16 protein-coding genes are annotated in these 17,545 nt (G+C 53.8%); 4 read left to right on the top strand and 12 right to left on the bottom strand.

From position 1 onward, the window contains the following. Positions 1 to 6: 6 nt before the first annotated feature. Positions 7 to 603, top strand: a complete 597-nt coding sequence (locus SD69_RS06810) for a DUF4202 domain-containing protein (protein WP_041522611.1) — start codon at positions 7 to 9, stop codon at positions 601 to 603. 160 nt (positions 604 to 763) lie between these two features. After that, positions 764 to 1,297, top strand: coding sequence for a hypothetical protein (locus SD69_RS06805; RefSeq protein WP_041522610.1), 534 nt, complete (start codon positions 764 to 766; stop codon positions 1,295 to 1,297). A gap of 35 nt (positions 1,298 to 1,332) precedes the next feature. On the opposite strand, the gene SD69_RS18910 is transcribed toward SD69_RS06805, so the two are convergent. The 8 genes from SD69_RS18910 to SD69_RS06765 form a co-directional block, all read right to left on the bottom strand. After that, positions 1,333 to 1,695 carry a hypothetical protein gene (locus tag SD69_RS18910; RefSeq protein ID WP_041522609.1) on the bottom strand — a complete coding sequence of 121 codons (363 nt, stop codon included), beginning with the start codon at positions 1,693 to 1,695 and terminating at the stop codon, positions 1,333 to 1,335. A 178-nt stretch (positions 1,696 to 1,873) separates the two neighbouring features. Beyond that, a complete protein-coding gene (trhO, locus tag SD69_RS06795) occupies positions 1,874 to 2,815 on the bottom strand; it encodes an oxygen-dependent tRNA uridine(34) hydroxylase TrhO (RefSeq protein WP_041522608.1) in 942 nt (313 codons plus the stop codon). Positions 2,816 to 2,951: 136 nt separating this feature from the next. Continuing rightward, positions 2,952 to 3,266, bottom strand: coding sequence for a BolA family protein (locus SD69_RS06790; RefSeq protein WP_041522607.1), 315 nt, complete (start codon positions 3,264 to 3,266; stop codon positions 2,952 to 2,954). Between the two features lie 46 nt (positions 3,267 to 3,312). Further along, positions 3,313 to 6,447 (bottom strand): efflux RND transporter permease subunit, encoded by a 3,135-nt coding sequence (locus SD69_RS06785; RefSeq protein ID WP_041524533.1) that lies wholly within the window; start codon positions 6,445 to 6,447, stop codon positions 3,313 to 3,315. Then, complete coding sequence (locus SD69_RS06780) at positions 6,440 to 7,603, bottom strand: efflux RND transporter periplasmic adaptor subunit (RefSeq protein ID WP_052480953.1); 1,164 nt, start codon at positions 7,601 to 7,603, stop codon at positions 6,440 to 6,442. The genes SD69_RS06785 and SD69_RS06780 overlap by 8 nt, the downstream gene beginning before the upstream one ends. 166 nt (positions 7,604 to 7,769) lie before the next feature. Further along, the gene (locus tag SD69_RS06775; RefSeq protein WP_041522606.1) at positions 7,770 to 10,904 is read right to left on the bottom strand and encodes an efflux RND transporter permease subunit; all 3,135 of its coding nucleotides are present in this window, start codon (positions 10,902 to 10,904) and stop codon (positions 7,770 to 7,772) included. 11 nt (positions 10,905 to 10,915) lie between these two features. Beyond that, complete coding sequence (locus SD69_RS06770; RefSeq protein ID WP_198144066.1) at positions 10,916 to 12,127, bottom strand: efflux RND transporter periplasmic adaptor subunit; 1,212 nt, start codon at positions 12,125 to 12,127, stop codon at positions 10,916 to 10,918. An 89-nt stretch (positions 12,128 to 12,216) separates the two neighbouring features. Beyond that, positions 12,217 to 12,588: a diacylglycerol kinase gene (locus SD69_RS06765; RefSeq protein ID WP_041522604.1), complete on the bottom strand. Its 372-nt coding sequence runs from the start codon at positions 12,586 to 12,588 to the stop codon at positions 12,217 to 12,219. A 92-nt stretch (positions 12,589 to 12,680) separates the two neighbouring features. Between SD69_RS06765 and SD69_RS06760 the strand changes: the two genes are divergently transcribed. Both SD69_RS06760 and SD69_RS06755 read left to right on the top strand, forming a co-directional pair. Beyond that, positions 12,681 to 13,217 (top strand): phosphatase PAP2 family protein, encoded by a 537-nt coding sequence (locus tag SD69_RS06760; RefSeq protein WP_041522603.1) that lies wholly within the window; start codon positions 12,681 to 12,683, stop codon positions 13,215 to 13,217. Further along, positions 13,214 to 14,290: an MJ1255/VC2487 family glycosyltransferase gene (locus SD69_RS06755; RefSeq protein WP_052480952.1), complete on the top strand. Its 1,077-nt coding sequence runs from the start codon at positions 13,214 to 13,216 to the stop codon at positions 14,288 to 14,290. The genes SD69_RS06760 and SD69_RS06755 overlap by 4 nt, the downstream gene beginning before the upstream one ends. 46 nt (positions 14,291 to 14,336) lie before the next feature. Here the strand turns inward: SD69_RS06755 and SD69_RS06750 are convergent, their stop codons facing one another. From SD69_RS06750 to rpoE, 4 genes are all read right to left on the bottom strand, one after another. Next, positions 14,337 to 14,792 (bottom strand): SoxR reducing system RseC family protein, encoded by a 456-nt coding sequence (locus tag SD69_RS06750; RefSeq protein WP_041522602.1) that lies wholly within the window; start codon positions 14,790 to 14,792, stop codon positions 14,337 to 14,339. Positions 14,793 to 14,794: 2 nt separating this feature from the next. Further along, positions 14,795 to 15,889: a MucB/RseB C-terminal domain-containing protein gene (locus SD69_RS06745; protein WP_052480951.1), complete on the bottom strand. Its 1,095-nt coding sequence runs from the start codon at positions 15,887 to 15,889 to the stop codon at positions 14,795 to 14,797. A 3-nt stretch (positions 15,890 to 15,892) separates the two neighbouring features. After that, positions 15,893 to 16,588 (bottom strand): sigma-E factor negative regulatory protein, encoded by a 696-nt coding sequence (locus SD69_RS06740; RefSeq protein ID WP_041522601.1) that lies wholly within the window; start codon positions 16,586 to 16,588, stop codon positions 15,893 to 15,895. Between the two features lie 192 nt (positions 16,589 to 16,780). After that, positions 16,781 to 17,374, bottom strand: a complete 594-nt coding sequence (gene rpoE / locus SD69_RS06735) for an RNA polymerase sigma factor RpoE (RefSeq protein ID WP_041522600.1) — start codon at positions 17,372 to 17,374, stop codon at positions 16,781 to 16,783. Positions 17,375 to 17,545: the final 171 nt, after the last annotated feature.

Here is a 17,545-nt window from a genome sequence, read left to right as displayed (position 1 = left end):
TAAACCATGACTAACCAAGCCGACCCGTTAACCGCCACACTTAACGCGTTTGACGATGCAAACTCTCAGGATCCAAACCTAGATCAAGACCGAGAAGGTAAATCGCACCCCAAAGAGCTACTGTACGCCCAGCGTATGAGTACCGAACTTGCACAATTCGACCCAGAGGCTAGTGCCGAGTTGCAGCTGGCGGCGCGAGCGCAGCATATCGAGCGCTGGGTTATTCCCCGGGCCGATTACCCCATGGACCGCTCCGGCTATAAGCGCTGGCGTACCGCACTGGGGCAGCATCACGCCGAGCGCGCAAGCGCCATTATGCGTGAACACGGGTACAACGACGCCAGTTGCGAGCGGGTTGCCACCATGCTGCAAAAAAAGCAGCTCAAGCGTGACGCCGAAGTGCAGGCTCTGGAGGATGTGATTTGCCTGGTGTTTATCCGCCACTATTTGGAGGACTTTGCCACCAAGCACAGCGACGAAAAGCTGATCGATATCATCCGCAAAACCTGGAACAAGATGTCAGAAAAAGGCCATGAGCACGCCTTGCAGATCAACTTAGCACCACACTTACAACAATTGGTGGGTAAAGCTCTGGCTGCGTGAAGCAGCCTTTTACAACAAAAGTGAATAGAAGACGCCCCAAAAAAAACAGTGCACTATAAAAATGCACGGATTTACATCCAACACTTGACCTGAGCCTCAATCTCCTTTATACAAAAAGTGTGATCGTCATAACAAAAATGATAAACAGAAAGGCCGTCTTATGAAAAACTTGCTACTACCGTCGGTTTTGGTGCTGCTAGCGCTGTTCGGCAATCAGGTAAATGCGTGCGACGAGGACTGTAAGCGCCAGCAAGCTATGGATCAGCACAATGTAGAGTTTCCCAGTTACCTAAACGCGAAGTTTTGCGAAACCACCAGTGTCGACTTTCTGCTGCGTGACTACGCCAGCCTGGAAAAATACCGCAATGAGCGCTTACCCACTGGTCACAAAGGTGGTATGAACAATATTCGCAAGATGCTGGAACAACGCAAAGAGTGGTTAATCGAGTGCGACGATTATCTTCGCCTGACAGAACAAGGGCGGGTATTTTACAACGCCGAGACCACCAAGAGCATTTTTGCCGCGATCGACAAAGTCACCGCCGAGCTAAACGGCTTGGTGTACAACGGCAGTCAGGACGTGATTGTGAGCAATGGCCTGGATATCGCCGAGCAGGATTTTGACCAAATGCTCAGCACTCTGGATCAACATAAAACTAACCTGCAGCTGCGCGGCCAGCTGGTGATTCGCTAGGTAAGCTGCGCCTTACAAGCTTCTCGCGGGTGACTTTAGTCGCCGGCGGGCTCGCGCTTTTTCAGTGACAACACCGCGCGCTTGGGCTTGTCGGGGTTATCGGCAAACATTTTGGCTTTTTGCTCCAAATCGCGCACGGTTCGGCTTTTGATCTTCACGCTGGCGCTGTCGTCGCGCTCGCGCGGCACCGCAAAGCCCCCATCAGCGGCGGCATTGGCTAACGCCTCAACACCGCAGCGCAACAGCCGGGCCTGATCGATAAAGTTTAACTCTTTGGGAAAGTGGCTCGGATCAACAGACGACGGGTTGCGCGGATCGCCCTCAACTCGGATGATACAACCAGATGCATGGCGCGCCTCACCGGCTGCCAAGTCCACGTCCCAGGATTTAAAGTCCATTGTCTCGACCTATTTTGCTACAGATAAACCCCCGCCAGACACGCGGTGCATCTGGGGGATGGAAGAGGGTATCGGGCAATTGTGACATTTTCACGACAATCACACTAGAGTTTTTGCCTAGCCCGTAGGCGCACCGCGCCCCATGCGCGGGTTTTGCGACGCGCTAAGTGCCTTTCAATCAGCCAGCATTGCGCTTTTGACGCGCTGGCGGCTCGGCCCCTAAATGAACCTCATTGCGGGCGCTTGCCAACTCAATTTGTTTTTGTCGCTCGGCAAATCGCGTTTTCTGCTCATCGGTTAAGCTGTGATGGCAACGAGGGCAACATACGCCCTTCATGTAAAGCTCCGAAGCCATTTCCTCTTCGGTAATGGGGTGCCGGCAACCATAACACTGATCAAATGAGCCGCGCTCCAAGTCGTGATTAACCGCCACGCGATTATCGAATACGAAGCACTCTCCACGCCACAGGCTCTCTTCGACGGGCACTTCTTCCAAGTATTTTAAGATGCCGCCCTCCAGGTGATACACCTCATCAAAGCCCTGCTCTTTCATGTAGGCGGTGGCTTTCTCACAGCGGATGCCACCGGTACAAAACATGGCTACCTTCTTGTGTTGCACCGGGTTGAGGTTTTCTTTCACATAGGCGGGAAACTCGCGAAACGTTTCAGTCTCGGGGTCAATCGCTCGCTCAAAGCTACCAATGGCGTACTCGTAATGGTTTCGGGTATCCACCACAACGACCTCAGGGTCGCTAATCAGCGCGTTCCAATCGGTGGGTTTTACGTAAGTACCCACGATCTGCTTAGGGTCGATCCCCTCGACACCCATGGTGACAATCTCTTTTTTGAGTTTCACCTTCATGCGGTAAAACGGTTGATCATCATAGAGCGACTCTTTGTGCTCAATATCGGCAAAACGCGGGTCACTGTGCAGGTAATTCAGTAAAGCATCGATGCCTGCTCGCGAGCCTGACACGGTGCCATTGATGCCTTCGGCGGCCAACAGCAATGTGCCTTTAATACCCAGTCGATCGCACTCGGCTTTTAGCCCGGTGCTAATAGCCTCGTAATCGGGGAGCTCAACAAACTTATACAGCGCAGCGACAACATACTGATTCATAAGAAAAACATTTACCTAAATGCAGCCCAGAACGGGCAGATTGAAAACGCGGGCATTATAACCGCTTGTTTTTTGTACAGCCAGTATTTTTGCCTTTGGTTTGATTTAGAGCAAATTTAGCAAACATTTAGCGCTGTTAATGCTTGCCGCCACCCAAACAATGCGGCGAGTCAGGCACTTGTTGTTCGCGCGCCCACTCATCGGGGCTAAAGGTATGCAGCGCCAAGGCGTGCACGGGGCCCTGTAACTGCTCAGCCAGCGCGCCATATACCAATTGGTGACGTTGCACCTGCCGCTTACCCGTCAGCGCCTCACTCACCAAAGTTACCTTAAAATGGGTTTCCGAGTTGGGCGGCACGCTGTGCATATGGCTCTCGTTTACAACGGCCAAATGCTCTGGGGCAAACACCTCGCTTAAGGTGGTTTCAATGCTGTGTTGTACAGAGTTCATGGGTTACTCCACTCAAAATGCAGCAGGCATTGTACCGCAAGCAAGCTTAGCGGTACTCCCCGTGATCGTCAGGAATGTCAGCAGCGGCATCCAGCTCTGTCTCCAGCTTTAACCCTTCCTCAGCCCGAGCCTTAGACCATCGTGCCACCAGCAGATATACCACCGGCGTTAAAAACAATGTAAAGATGGCCGCTAAGCCCAGCCCGCCAAACACCACCCAGCCAATAGCGCGCCGTGCCTCGGCGCCGGGCCCGGCACTGAGTATCAGCGGCAAGCCGCCCAACACGGTCGACATCATCGTCATAACAATGGGGCGCAGGCGCACAGCGGCGGCGGTTTGCACCGCCTGCAGCACCGAGCGTCCCTGGTCGCGTAGCTGATCGGCAAACTCTACCAGTAAGATGCCATTTTTAGCCATCAAACCAATCAGCATGACCAGCCCAATTTGCGAGTAAATATTTATGCTGGTGCCAGTAAGCAAGAGGGCAACAATAGCGGCCGCAATACCAAAAGGCACCGTTATCATCACGATCAACGCGCTGGTGAAGCTCTCAAACTGTGCGCACAGAACCAAGAACACGACGACTAACGCAATGATGTAAGTCATAGTGACTTCATGTGCCGTTTCATTCAGTGTTTCGGCCTCGCCTAAAAAGATGATGCCAATGCCAGGTGGCAGTTCGCGCTCGGCCAAACCGCGCAAATCATTCACCGCCGACTGCAGCGGATAGCCGCTGTCGAGATTCATATCAATTTCAATCGCACGGCGTTGCTTATGGCGATCCAGCTCGGCGGCAACCGCCTGCTCACTTAAGGTGACGACGGACGACAGTGGTAGCAAGCGGCCATCCCGGGTACTGACAAATAAGTTAACCAAATCACCGGGGTCGTTAATCTGGTTGCCGGAAGACTCAAGAATAATCGGAATCGCTTCGTCTTCGACGCTCAGGTCCACCAAATCGTAACCATCCACCATGGCACGCAGCGTGGCAGAGATGTTCTCTAGCGGGATATTTAAATCAGACGCCCGGCGCCGATCGATGGTGACGGACAATTGCGGTTGCGTCGGCTGAAACTGAATATCCGGCTGCGACAGATGGGGCAGCTGCTCCTCAATCGCGCGGGCAAAATGTTCAGCGGCGACAAAAATTTCATCGTAATCGCTCCCCACCAATGCGATGTCTACGCCGCCGCCGCCGTCCCTCACTCCTAGGCTATTGGTACTGGATACCCTGACAAAGGCACCGGGAATTTCGCTTAACGGGCCCTGTAACTCTTGCATCATCTCTTGCTGAGTACGGCTGCGGGCCTCCCAGTCGGCCAGTGGCAAAATCACCCGACCGCGGTTGGGGTCGTAGCGCCCTACTATCGAGAACAATTGAGTCGCCTCTCCAGAATCGAGCAAAGGCTGCACACGAGCCTCCATGGCATTTACCTGCCGCTCGGTATATTCAAGCCCGGTGCCGTCTGGCCCGGTAGCATCCACGTAGATAACACCGCGATCCTCCTCGGGCAACAGCTCTTGGGGAATAAACTGGTACAACAGCCCACAGCCGACAATAACCAGCAGCGCCACAACAACGGCAATAACACTGTGTTTAAGCACAAAGCCCAATGTGCGTGAATACCCATTGGCGATACGACCGCCAAAGCGCTGTAAACGATCGCGCACCGGGTGCGACTTATCGCTTCGCTCGGGCACGATTCGCGCCGCCATCGCCGGCACTAAGGACAAGGCCACAAACGATGAGATAGCGACGGCAAACGCCAAGACAAAACCAAACTCGCGAAACAAGCGCCCGGCGGTACTGGGGAGCATAGCCACCGGCACAAACACCGACACCAACACCGCTGTGGTGGCGATAACGGCAAAAAACACCTGGCGAGTACCCAGTACCGCGGCCGCCCGTGCACCTAACCCCTGATCGCGGCGACGCTGAATGTTCTCGAGCACCACAATAGCGTCATCCACCACCAGGCCGGTGGCCAGCACTAGCGCAAGTAACGTTAGAATGTTTAGGGAAAAACCCATAGCCCAAATGGCGGCAACCGTACCAATAAGCGCCACGGGTATGGCGACACTGGGAATCAACGTGACCCGCAACGAACCAATAAATAGCCAAATAGTGATAATCACGATGGTGACCGTAAGCAGCAAGCTGAATAACACCTCGCTCATCGAGCCCTTAATAAACTTGGAGCTATCTTCGGTGACCACTAAATCAAAATCGGTGAAGCGCTCGTTTAAACGCTCTACGGCCAAGTGCACCCGCTCGGCAATATCCAGAGTGTTAGATTGCGACTGCCGCACCACCCCCATGCCCACCACTGGGAGGCCATCGAGCCGCACATAAGATTCGGCATCCTCTGGGGCAAAAAACACCTGGGCCACATCCGCCAAACGAGTGGTGCCCTCAATGACGATGCCCTGTAGTTCTCGTTCCGTCACCGCCGAGGCATCGGCTCGCACCAGCAGCTCTAAATCGCCAGAACGGAAGCTGCCCGAGGGCACGTCGAACGGAGCCTGGCGCAAGGCGTCGGCAACATCAGTGACACCTAAGCCAAAACTCGCCAAGCGGATGGGGTCCATTACAACCCGCAACACCTTTTGTCGCTGACCAAATAGCACGACATCGGCGACGCCATCAATAGAGACTAATTCGGGTATTAGGTCTTTTTCAGCACGGCGAGTCAGCTGCAGTTCATCCATCTGCTCACTAACCAACGCCAAATTAATAATCGGGTTAGCGTCGGGGTCGGCTTTAACAACCGTTAGAGACTCCATATCCGCAGGCAAATCCCGCTCCACCCGGCTTACCGCTTCACGTACATCCGAAGCGGCGCTGTTTAAATCGGCATCGGGCGAAAACTCGACGTGCAGGCGAAAATTATTCTCTTCGCTGGAGGAGCGAATATTGCGTATACCCGAAACCCTGGCCACCGCCCCCTCAACAATACTGGTGACTTCCGCATCCATGGTCTCAGGTGAAGCGCCGGGATACACACCGCGCACAGAAACAACCGGACGATCGACGTCCGGCAACTCGCGCACTTCGACCGCCATAACCGCGGCCAAGCCCGCGATAGTGATCAATAAATTCAGCACCAGAATTAAAATCGGGCGCCGAATGCTCAGACTCGCCAGATCTTCTTTGTGAAGCGACTCGGGGGTATTACTCACCACTCACCTCGCCATCACGGGCCGAGGCAGGCACGACAGAACTTACACTGGCCTCATTGGCTGCTGAGCTCTCGGACGACTGAGCCTTAACGTTAAGCTCGCGCACCTCAGCCACCTTAACCGGCTGCCCTTCGCGAACCATTTGAATACCTTCAAGCACCACCAAGCTATCTTTTTGCAGAGCGCCGCTGACCAAGACCTGACCAGCACGGCGCTGGACAATGGTTGCCAACTCGCGTCGGGCAATACCGTCTTTAATGGTCCAGACAAAGGAGCCGCGCGCCCCCCACTGTAGGGACACCTCCGGCACCAGATAGTAGTCGTTGCCGGTTAACGTGAGGCCAATACGAAAACTCATCCCCGGGCGCAACCGGTCCGCACTGTTGTTTACATGAGCCCGCACTTTAAACGTTCGTTCACTCTCATCGACCCGGCTATCGATGGCAACCACTTTGCCTTGAGCCACTACCGAGTCGGTACGCCACGTCGAAAGCTCTATTTCCTGCTCCGGCTGAATTTGGCCCAATAATAATTCGGGCAATTCAAAGGTCACCAACAGCAGGCTGCGGTCGTCGATCGTGGTAATCACGGTATCGGTATCAACCCAAGCACCCGGATCGATATCGCTAAGCCCCACATGGCCAGCAAACGGTGCCACAACGTTTTGGTACTCTAAATTAACGCGGGCGCGGTCGACGGCGATTTGCGCGCGAGCTACCATACTTTCGGCATCGTCCAGAGCCGACTCAGTAACCGCACCACTGCCTTTGGTCTGCCGGTAACGGGTTAATAAACGTTCAGCATCAGCAAGCTCCACCTCGGCCTTGCGCAAGGCCAAAGCCTCATCACGATCGTCTAACCGCAGCAAAACCTGCCCTTCGGCAACCGACTGACCGGGGCTAATATTGACCTCAGTCACCTGACCGGCGGCGCGTGAACGAATGGCCACCGAGTGCAATGCACGCGAGGTGCCCACCGCTTCCACGTTCACTTGTTCGGGGCTAACGGCTACTTTGGCGGCAATAACCGGGCGCGCTTTCGCCCCGCCGGCACCGGGTTGTAACGTCGCATCGTCACTGCAGCCGACCAGGCTCCCCAAGAAAACAGCCGCCAGTAGTAGGTAGTAAGGTTTGACAATAGAAATGGTATTGGGCACAGAGGCACTCCAAGCTACACCCACTATCATGGGGCATTATTAGTAATACAACTATTTTACGGGCGGGAATGAGAAGTTACATGCAATGCACGTAAGGAACTGTAAATGTTCCCGGCGCGGCAAGGGAAGGTTAAGAAACGGGCGCCAACAGAGCCCGCCCTAAGCTCTACACCTGGACCTCGGGCTGACCCGACTTAGATGGCCCTCCAAAGCGCTCTCTCAGGTGCTGAACAGCCAAATAAAACAGCGGAACCAACAAGGGCCCGAGTAATGAGGCCGCCAGCATACCGCCAAACGTCGTAGCCCCCAAAGAAATTCTCGATGCAGCACCAGCACCGGACGAAAACATCAAAGGCATCACCCCCAGCACAAATGACAGCGCCGTCATCAATACCGCGCGAAAGCGCAGGTGCGCGGCCGTCAGCGAAGCCTCAAAAATACTTTTACCCTCGCGCCTTTGCTCCATGGCAAACTCTACAATCAAGATTGCCGTTTTTGCCGACATCGCAATCAGCAACACCAGACCAATTTGAGCATAAATATTGTTATCCAGGCCCGCTATTTTTAATGTTGCTAGCGCGCCAAACAGGGCAATTGGAACAGACAGTAAAACGGCAATGGGTATCGTCCAGCTTTCGTACAAGGCCACTAAGAATAAATAGACAAACAGCATGGCCAAAGACATTAGAACCGGGGCCAAATTGCCCGCCTCAATTTCCTGACGAGACTGGCCCGACCACTCGTAGATAAAGCCGTCGGGCAAGCTTTGCGCCTGCTCTGTCATGGCAGCAATAGCCTGGCCGGAACTTAAACCCTCTGCCGCCGAGCCGTTAATTTTAGCGGAGCGATACAAATTAAAATGATTGATAGTGGTTGGCCCCAATATGGGCTCCACCGACACCAAGGTCATCAGTGGCACCATCTGCTGCTTGGCATTGCGCACATAATAGTGCCGCAAATCATCCGGGCTTAAGCGAAACTCGCTATCGGCCTGAATCATAACCCGATAAGTACGAGAGAATTGATTAAAGTCGTTAATGTACAAGGAGCCTAGGTTGGCTTGCAATGTCAAAAAGACATCGCTGATTGCCACCCCCTGAGCTTTTGCTTTAAGCCGGTCCACCTCGACAAAGTACTGAGGTACGTTAGCGCGATAAGTCGAATACACTTGCGTTAACTCGTCGGCACTGTTGGCCTTATACACGAGTGCACTCATGGCCTGAGCCAACTCAGCCGGAGAGCGCCCCTCCATGTCTTGCAAACGAAACTCAAAGCCGCTGGACACCCCGAGGCCAGGTATGGCCGGCAGGTTGAAGATCATTGCCTGCGCCTCAGACAGCTGCCATAACTGCCCCTGTAAACGCTGTTGAATAGCGCCCACACTCAACTCGGGTGTGGTGCGATTGTCCCAGTCATCGAGAACCGCAATAGCGAAGCCCGTATTAGAGCCTACCCCACTTTGAATACTGAATCCGGCCACAGTAATGATATCAATCACCCCGGGGTCATCGCGCACAATATCGGTAACCTTTGCCATTACCGCCTCAGAGCGAGCACTGGAAGCGGCATCGGGCAGCTGCACATCGACAAACAAATAACCTTGATCCTCCGAGGGAACAAACCCTGAAGGGACACTGGTGAACAACCACACCAAGGCACCAACGATCATTACCATTGCCAAACCAGCACGACCGGCGCGCTTTAAAATACCGCCAACCGTTTTCTGGTAGAGCGTGATCACCCAGTTTAGACCTCGCTCAAAAGGTCCCATCCAGCTGATGGGTTTAGAGTCCTTACGCAGTAAAACAACGCACAACGCCGGACTTAAGGTGAGCGCGTTGATTGACGAAATGATAACGGCGCAAGAAATAGTCACCGAGAATTGTTTGTACAACACACCCGTCATGCCCGGCATAAAACCCACCGGCACAAACACCGCCAACAGCACCAAGGTAGTCGCAATAACGGGGCCCGTCACTTGCTTCATGCTTTTGAGCGCGGCCTGCTGGACCGTCAAACTTCCTTCTTTTAAGATCCGCTCGGTGTTTTCAATGACGATGATCGCATCATCCACCACCACCCCAATGGCGAGCACCAACCCAAACAAGGTAATGGTGTTAATCGAAAAACCCAGCGCCAACATACAGGCAAAGGTACCGATCAGTGATACGGGGATAGCAACCGTCGGTACAATTGTGGCCCGCCAGTTTTGCAAAAATGCAAAGACCACCAAAACAACCAAAACAACCGCTTGCAGCAGAGTGATAAAAACTTCGTGAATAGATCGCTCAATAAACCGGGTAGAATCATACAGCACGCTAAACCTTAACGAGTCGGGCATGGTGCTCGCCAACTCGTCCATTTTTGCATTAACCGCCGCGGCGACTTCAGTCGCATTCGCGTCGGGAAGCTGATAAATAACGACGAATGCGGTCTCTTGATTATTAAGCTTGGCGTTAATCCCATAGCTTTTCGACCCCAACTCTAATCTTGCTACATCACGCATACGCACCATAGAACCTGAGGCGTCGGCACGCAGGATAATATTGCCAAACTCTTCGGTTTCTATCAGGCGCCCCTGGGCTTGAATGCTGTATTCAAAGGGCTGAGATTTTGGTACTGGCGCTTGACCAAACTTCCCCGCTGCAACAATAACATTTTGCTCTTGCAATGCAGCGGCGATGTCGCTGACCGTAATATTTAACGCACTCATCCTGTCTGGGTTTAACCAAATCCGCATGGCATAGGCTTTATCACCCATCACATTGACATCGGACACCCCCGGAACCCTCGATAAGGGCTCGCGAATAAAGTTGGTCGCATAATTACTCAGGTACAACGTGTCGATGTGCTCATGGCCTTCCTTTGCCAACAGGTTAATGCCCATCAACATGTCACTGGCCTGCTTGCGCACGTTAATGCCCTGGCGCTTTACCTCTTCAGGCAAAAAGGGCTCAGCGAGTGACACCCGGTTTTGCACGTTCACCTGGGCCATATCGATATCGGTGCCCGTAGCAAAGGTGATGGTAATATTGGCAGAGCCATTGTTAGACGCTGAAGACTCGATATAAATCATGTCTTCTACGCCATTAATCTGCTCCTCTAATGGCCGTAAAACTGAATCCTCCACCACTTGAGCGCTGGCCCCGGGGTACACCGCATTCACCTGAACTTTAGGCGGTTTAATATCGGGGTACATGTTGACAGGGAGGTTAGCGATCGCCAGCAACCCCACCAGGGTGATAACAATCGAAATAACAAAGGCAAACTTGGGACGGTAGATAAACGTTTTACTGATCATGGCCGAATCCTTTACTGACCGTTTTCAATGGGTGCTACAGCGCCGGTTACTGGGTCCACCATACCCGTAACCGGTGCAACTTCTACCCCTACCCGCACCTTCTGCAAACCATCAATAATAATTCGGTCGCCGTCGCCGAGCCCCTCGTCCACGGCCCACATTGGCCCAATGCGGCGCCCCATTTTTACCAGTTTTTGTGACACAGTATTGTCTTTATCAACGCTCAAAACCGTGTAACCCTCTTGCGTCGACTGCACCGCAGACTGAGGGATTACGGCTTTGTTTTGTTTCTCACGCCCCTCTATCATTAAGGTCACGAACATTCCTGGCACCACCACGCCGCTGGGGTTGGGGAACTCTGCTCGTAAATTGACTGCCCCCATGGTGGCATCAATTTGAGTATCAGCAAAAGTCAAACTGCCCTCTTGACCAAACGCCTCATTATTGGGAAGCCGCATAGATATATCCAAAGGCGGATTGGAAACCCCAGCACCTTCATTTTGACGCTTTTGCAGGTAAGACATATAGGCGCTTTCTTCAAGCTGGAAGTTGACGTAAATCGGATCGGCTGCGGACAACTGAGCTAATGTGCCACTGCCAGGCCCGACTACAGTGCCAACATTGTATTGAGTTTTACCGATCAACCCAGTAAAGGGCGCGGTTATCTTGGTATAACCTAAGTTAATACGTGCGGTCTCTAGTTGCGATTCGGCCGCTTTAACTGCCGACTGCGCCTGGCTCGCGGCCGCTCTTAGCTTGTCTAAATCTTGAGCGCTTAAAAAGCCTTCAGGAGCTAATTGTGTCCCTCGCTCTAACTCGCTGGCTGTGCGCTCAACCTCGCTCCGCGCCCGCTCTAACTCGGCCTCGGCACCCTGCACAGCCGCCACAAAAGGGGCATCGTCAATGACGTAGAGCACCTGCCCCTCAGTCACCATTGCCCCCTCAACAAAGTGTCTCGCCATCAACTCTCCCTCGACGCGAGCCATTAAATTCACATCTCTAAAAGCTTCAGTGCGACCGACAAACTCACGGTAAGTACCGACGGGCTTGGTTGCGACTTCATAAACCACTACCGCAGGCGGGGGGGCACCGGTGGTTTGCTCTGCTTTCTCCGAGCAGCCCACCGCTAACGCAATGGCGCCGCCCATCAGAAGAGCCATAGCAACACGAGTAACCGCGTGAGCCATACCCAAGAGTCTCGTCACCCCAGCTATATCCTTCATATACCAATCCATTTGTATTTTGTTACCGTTATGATAGTCCAGATGCAGAAAATAACCGCATCAACCGACTGAGGCCGAATGTAAACGCACTACATAAAACGGTGCCAGGCAATAACCGCCCAGACGAATATACACACCCCCAAACTGACCATCACGACCGCCGATGCAATATCTTTAGCCCGGCCTGACAACTCGTGCAGCTCAGAGCCAGTCCGATCGACCACGGCCTCGACCGCGGAATTAACCAATTCGGCCACCAGCACCCAAAACAAGCTAGACACCAGTAAGATCAATTCAATATGGGTCTGGGCCAGCCACCACGCGAGCGGTAACCCGAGCAACGTTAATACAACCTCTAACCGAAAGGCCGCTTCATACCGCCAAGCGGCCGCTAAGCCTTGCAGAGAGTATACGGTGGCGTGCTTCAAGCGTGTGAAACCGCGCTTGCCGGGCTTATTCATGCAATAAAACTCCTTCACTGTGTCACACGAACGTCACAGTCCGGTGGTATCTCTTAGCCAACCCAAACGGATCGGCGAAAACGGGTGAAACTATGAATGCTTTTTTGCAAAGAGTCCACCAGATAGATACCCTCGCATTTGTCTGGCTACACGTTACCAAGCAGTTCCCCTACCGACGCACCGTGCGCTGGATTTCGCGTTGCGGCGACGGCCCGCTGTATACCCTGATAGCATTGAGCTTGGTCGCCTTTGATGTGCCTAACAGCCAAACCTTTCTGTATATGGGGCTGACCTGCTACCTGCTGGACGTAAGCCTGTATTTACTACTAAAGAACGTAATCAAGCGCGACCGACCGGCCGCCGCTATCGATATTTACGAGGGCTGGTTTACACCGTCCGATCAGTTTAGTTTTCCCTCAGGTCACACCGCCGCGGCATTTGTTTTTGCCTTTTTGGTACTGACCTTTTACCCGCTATTCGCCGTGCCGGCGTATGTTATGGCGACGCTGATAGGCGTCTCCCGAGTGCTGTTGGGCGTGCATTTTCCCACCGACATATTAGCCGGCGCGCTGCTAGGCACTGGCTGCGCCATACTGGGCAGCTTGCTGTATGCGGGAGTACTTGGGTGAAAATTCTGTATGGCGTGCAAGGAACTGGCAACGGGCATTTAACCCGCGCTCGCTCTATGGCCCGCGCCTTTGCGCGACACCAGATCGAGGTCGATTGGGTATTCTCTGGTAGAGCCCGAGGGGATTTTTTTGATATGGAAGCCTTTGGCGACTACCAGCTGTTTAAAGGTATGACGCTGCAAACATTTAAGGGCAAGGTCAACATGTCCAAGACCCTGCTCAAGAGCGACTTGTTACAGCTATACCGGGACACTCGGGCACTTAATTGTCAGCAATACGATTTAGTGATTAGCGACTTTGAGCCAGTGAGCGCCTGGGCGGCCAAGCGTGCCGGCGTACGCAGCCTCGGGGTATCGCACCAAAGCTCTTTTTTGCATCCTATCCCCAAGCGCGCCAACAACGTGTTTACCGATTTGTTTATGCGCAGCTTTGCCCCCTGCACTACACCGATAGGTGTTCACTGGCATCACTTTGATCAGCCGTTGCTGCCACCTATTGTCGAGCCCTCGAGCCACCCGGTTAGCGTAACTCCGGGGCGTATTCTGGTGTACCTACCGTTTGCCGAGCTCGATGATATTGTGGCTTTACTAGAGCCGATTTCGGGCGTGGATTTTTACATCTACCACAAGCTGGAGCAGCCAGTTGATCGCGGCCATCTGCACTTGCGGCCGTTTTCACGCAGCGGCTTTCAGGATCACCTGCATAGTTGTGAAGGAGTGATTTGCAGCGCCGGTTTTGAGCTGCCAAGTGAGGCCTTAGGTTTAGGTAAAAAAATTCTGGCCGAACCCGTAGTACGGCAAATGGAGCAGCAATCCAACGCGGTGGCGCTAGAGCAGCTCGATTATGCGACCATCGCCTCACCGCTCGAGCGGGGCGTCATTGAACAGTGGCTGAAATTGCCAATGCCAGAAGCCATCCATTATCCGGATGTATCGGATGCGATCGTACAGTGGATTTGCAAAGATGGCGCCAAAGACCTTGAAACCCTCAGCCGAACACTATGGCAGCAAGTGCCCGGGGTTACACCGCCGAATATTGGCCGCTCAACTCTGCGGGCAGAGCAAGTCTGTTAGAGTAGCAGGAAGAATTGTCTGGCAGGGAGCGCTAGGCAGGTAAAGCCTACACCAGCTGTACCACTTGGCGATCATCCACCAACACTGGCTGCAAGCGGCTATCGTGACGATGCTTAAAGGCATGCCAGCGCACTAAGCCACCACCCGCGATTAAACCGGCGATGGCCGCCAGCGCAGTAACACCTTCACCTGCGTGAGCATAATGCGCAACGATGGTGGCCGCGAGCATGCTCAGCAGCGGCGTAAAGTACACAATAAGCGAGCCGTTGGCGACCACGGCTTCCGGCACACCCAGTTGAATCTCATCGCCGATACGATACTCATCGGCGTCGCGACCAGCCAGAGAAACCCAAAGATAACTTGAGTGCCCCGCCAGCTTTGCCAATAAGCTTTGCCCGCAACCTTTTTGCGCCGCACAGCTGCCGCAGGTGGAGCGTTGAATTGTCTCAACCCACAAGCCATCCGGCTCGACGGCTACAATAGTGCCAGGCTCAATTAACATAACTAGCCTCCGGGAAGCGCCGATTTAGATTCAACAGAACCTATAGACTGCGCCATTTTTTCGGCTACCGCCAGCGGGATTTCTCCTACCACCGTTACTTGGTAAGTCTGCCCCTCACGGGTCAGCCCCTGCATATAAAAATTAGTGGCGCCACGCTGAGCACGCCCCTCAATCACCAGCTTACCTTCTACCGGATCAAGAAATATCGAAAAGGTCGACAAGCCATCGGTATACATCAGCATATGCATATCTGTGTGTACAACTCGCTGGCCCGAAAACGCAAAACCCGCAGGCAACCAATGCAGCGCCCATTCAGACGGCGCCGCAGCGACGGGCTGCTCGCACCCGGAAACCTGATCGGCATCCACATTGTGGGTGATGCTGGCTTCCCGGTCGCTAGCAAAATCTTCAACCGCAAGGCCGGTCTGCAAATCGATAAACTGAAACTGCTCGACCACGCGCTGATTTTCATCCACCAACAAGGTCTTTAACAGCAGTCCGGTTTCACGATCGACACTAAACAAATAACCAAAACGGAAGGCATCCCGTGGCACCACTTGCAAGACCGTCGCCAAGCGACCCGCGACACGCTCAACACCTCGGACAGAAAAACTGTACAAGCGATCCAGACTGGTAAAATTATCCGCCAGGCCACCGAGCTTACCGGCAATAAGCCGCTCAGCCAGCGTCTGACACTGAGTGGTATGGCGCATTACGGCCTCGCGCTCGGGGCCGTTTAAATAGTACAGGCGTTGATGCTCGGTTCCTTCGTCCACCCAATGTTGCAGCTGAAAGCTCTCGGTACCGGCATTGTTTTGGTAGGTGAAGGTGCCCTTATAATTCAGGCTTTGTTGCCGCTCGGACATACGCTCAAGCAGCTCGCGAACCGAGGGCAGTTGATGCGCGCTCGCGTCGAGCCCAGCTTCGGGCACAGGCCCACTGTCTTGATCAGGCGACTCACTAGAGAGGGCCGCCTCGGTATCGTTAGAAGTTACCGCCGGTGGCGGCTCTGGGGAGGTGCTCTCGTTCTGAACTTGGGCAAGCCCTAGCGGGCTTAACAGTAACAGCACGAAGCCGGCGAACCGACGGTGCGACATACACTACTCTTCTTCGATTAAAGGAACTCGCGCATAGGGCAGCATACCCTGAGCGCTATTAACCGCAGCGTGGTCGGTGTGCTCTTCGACCAGCTGGTTTAAATAAGCACGAATTTGCTCGTTAGATACTTTAACATCGGCACGGCGAGGCTCAAACACGACTTGCCGGGAGCGTTGAGGTTGATAACCGCCAACAGCGGCACTCACTTGTTGCGCCGGCAACGCCGGGGCACCATAGCCAATAGGCAGTGAGTTATCGGGGGCGCTGATGGTTTTTTGCTCGTTGCCAGCGGTCATGTTGCTCATACCGGCATCCGAATCATCGGCCTGATATAACTGGGCACCGATCACCACGGCTCCGGTTACCGACGCAGCTACCGCCACGCGGCCCAAGCCAAGCCACCAACGCGACAGGCCAGAACCTTGAGCGCCAGAGGTAGCCGGAGCGGAATCTACTTGCGGAGTTTGTTCGTCGGCCAACGCCGCACTTAAGCGGTCGGCAAAGCCGGAAGGGGCCAGTTCAGTGGGCAAATCACCGCGCATAGCTGAGCGGGCTACCTGATAGCGGGACCACTTAGCGCGGAGCGCGTCGCCCTCGCTGGCTTTAAGAATTCGAGCTAGTTCTAGCTCGGACGCCTCGTTATCCGATAGAGCCGATAACGATTCCGCCAACTGGGTATCTAAAGACTGCTCTGTCATGCTCGCGTTTACCTATATATATGCCCAATAAAAGGGCCAATTGGGTGACAACCAAGCTCGCCGAGTACAACGTATTAGGGCTGCTAAACATACCCCACGTCGGCCGAGATTACAAAGATTTACATCCTTCTTACCGTGTCTGACACAGCTTTTGGTAAAAGGTTCAGCCAAGATTCAGGTTCGCACCATTTTTTATTCCGCCCGATCCAACAGCGGGGCAATACGCTTATCAATTGCCTCCCGCGCGCGAAAGATACGCGAGCGCACGGTACCCACTGGGCAATCCATAATCGCGGCAATGTCTTCGTAGCTCAAGCCTTCCATCTCGCGCAACGTTACCGCCGAACGCAGATCCTCCGGCAGGCCCGAAATAGCTTCATCCACCGCCGCTTTGATCTCATCGCACAGAAGATTGCTTTCTGGGGTATCGGCATCCTTTAATAAATCGGAGCCCGAATAATACTCGGCATCGTCCACCTCCACGTCTGACGACGGAGGCCGGCGCGAGCGCGACACCAAATGGTTTTTAGCGGTGTTAATAGCGATGCGATACAGCCAGGTGTAGAAGGCGCTTTCACCCCGAAAATTTCCCAGGGCACGGTAGGCCTTGATAAACGCATCCTGGGCCACGTCCTGCACCTCGGCGTGGTCACGGATATAACGCCCGATAATAGAAAATATCTTGTGTTGGTACTTTACCACCAGAAGATCAAACGCGCGCTTATCGCCTTTTTGCACGCGCTCGACTAGCTGTTGATCTGTATCCGGCGCAGATTGCGCTGTCATCGTCTAACCCCCAAAACACCCCGCTCGCACGAGGTGGCATACAAAACTGTGCGCAAGATCAACCCGCCAAACCGATGCCGGCTTAGGCCTGGTCGTGCGACGCCGATAGCGCCTGTTACGTCGCCATTATATAGCACTGCCTCAAACGGATCCGGCAATGTCGAATTTAGT

Source organism: Gilvimarinus agarilyticus, assembly GCF_000832015.1.
GTDB lineage: Bacteria > Pseudomonadota > Gammaproteobacteria > Pseudomonadales > Cellvibrionaceae > Gilvimarinus > Gilvimarinus agarilyticus.
This window is presented reverse-complemented; position numbering and strand designations above follow the sequence as displayed.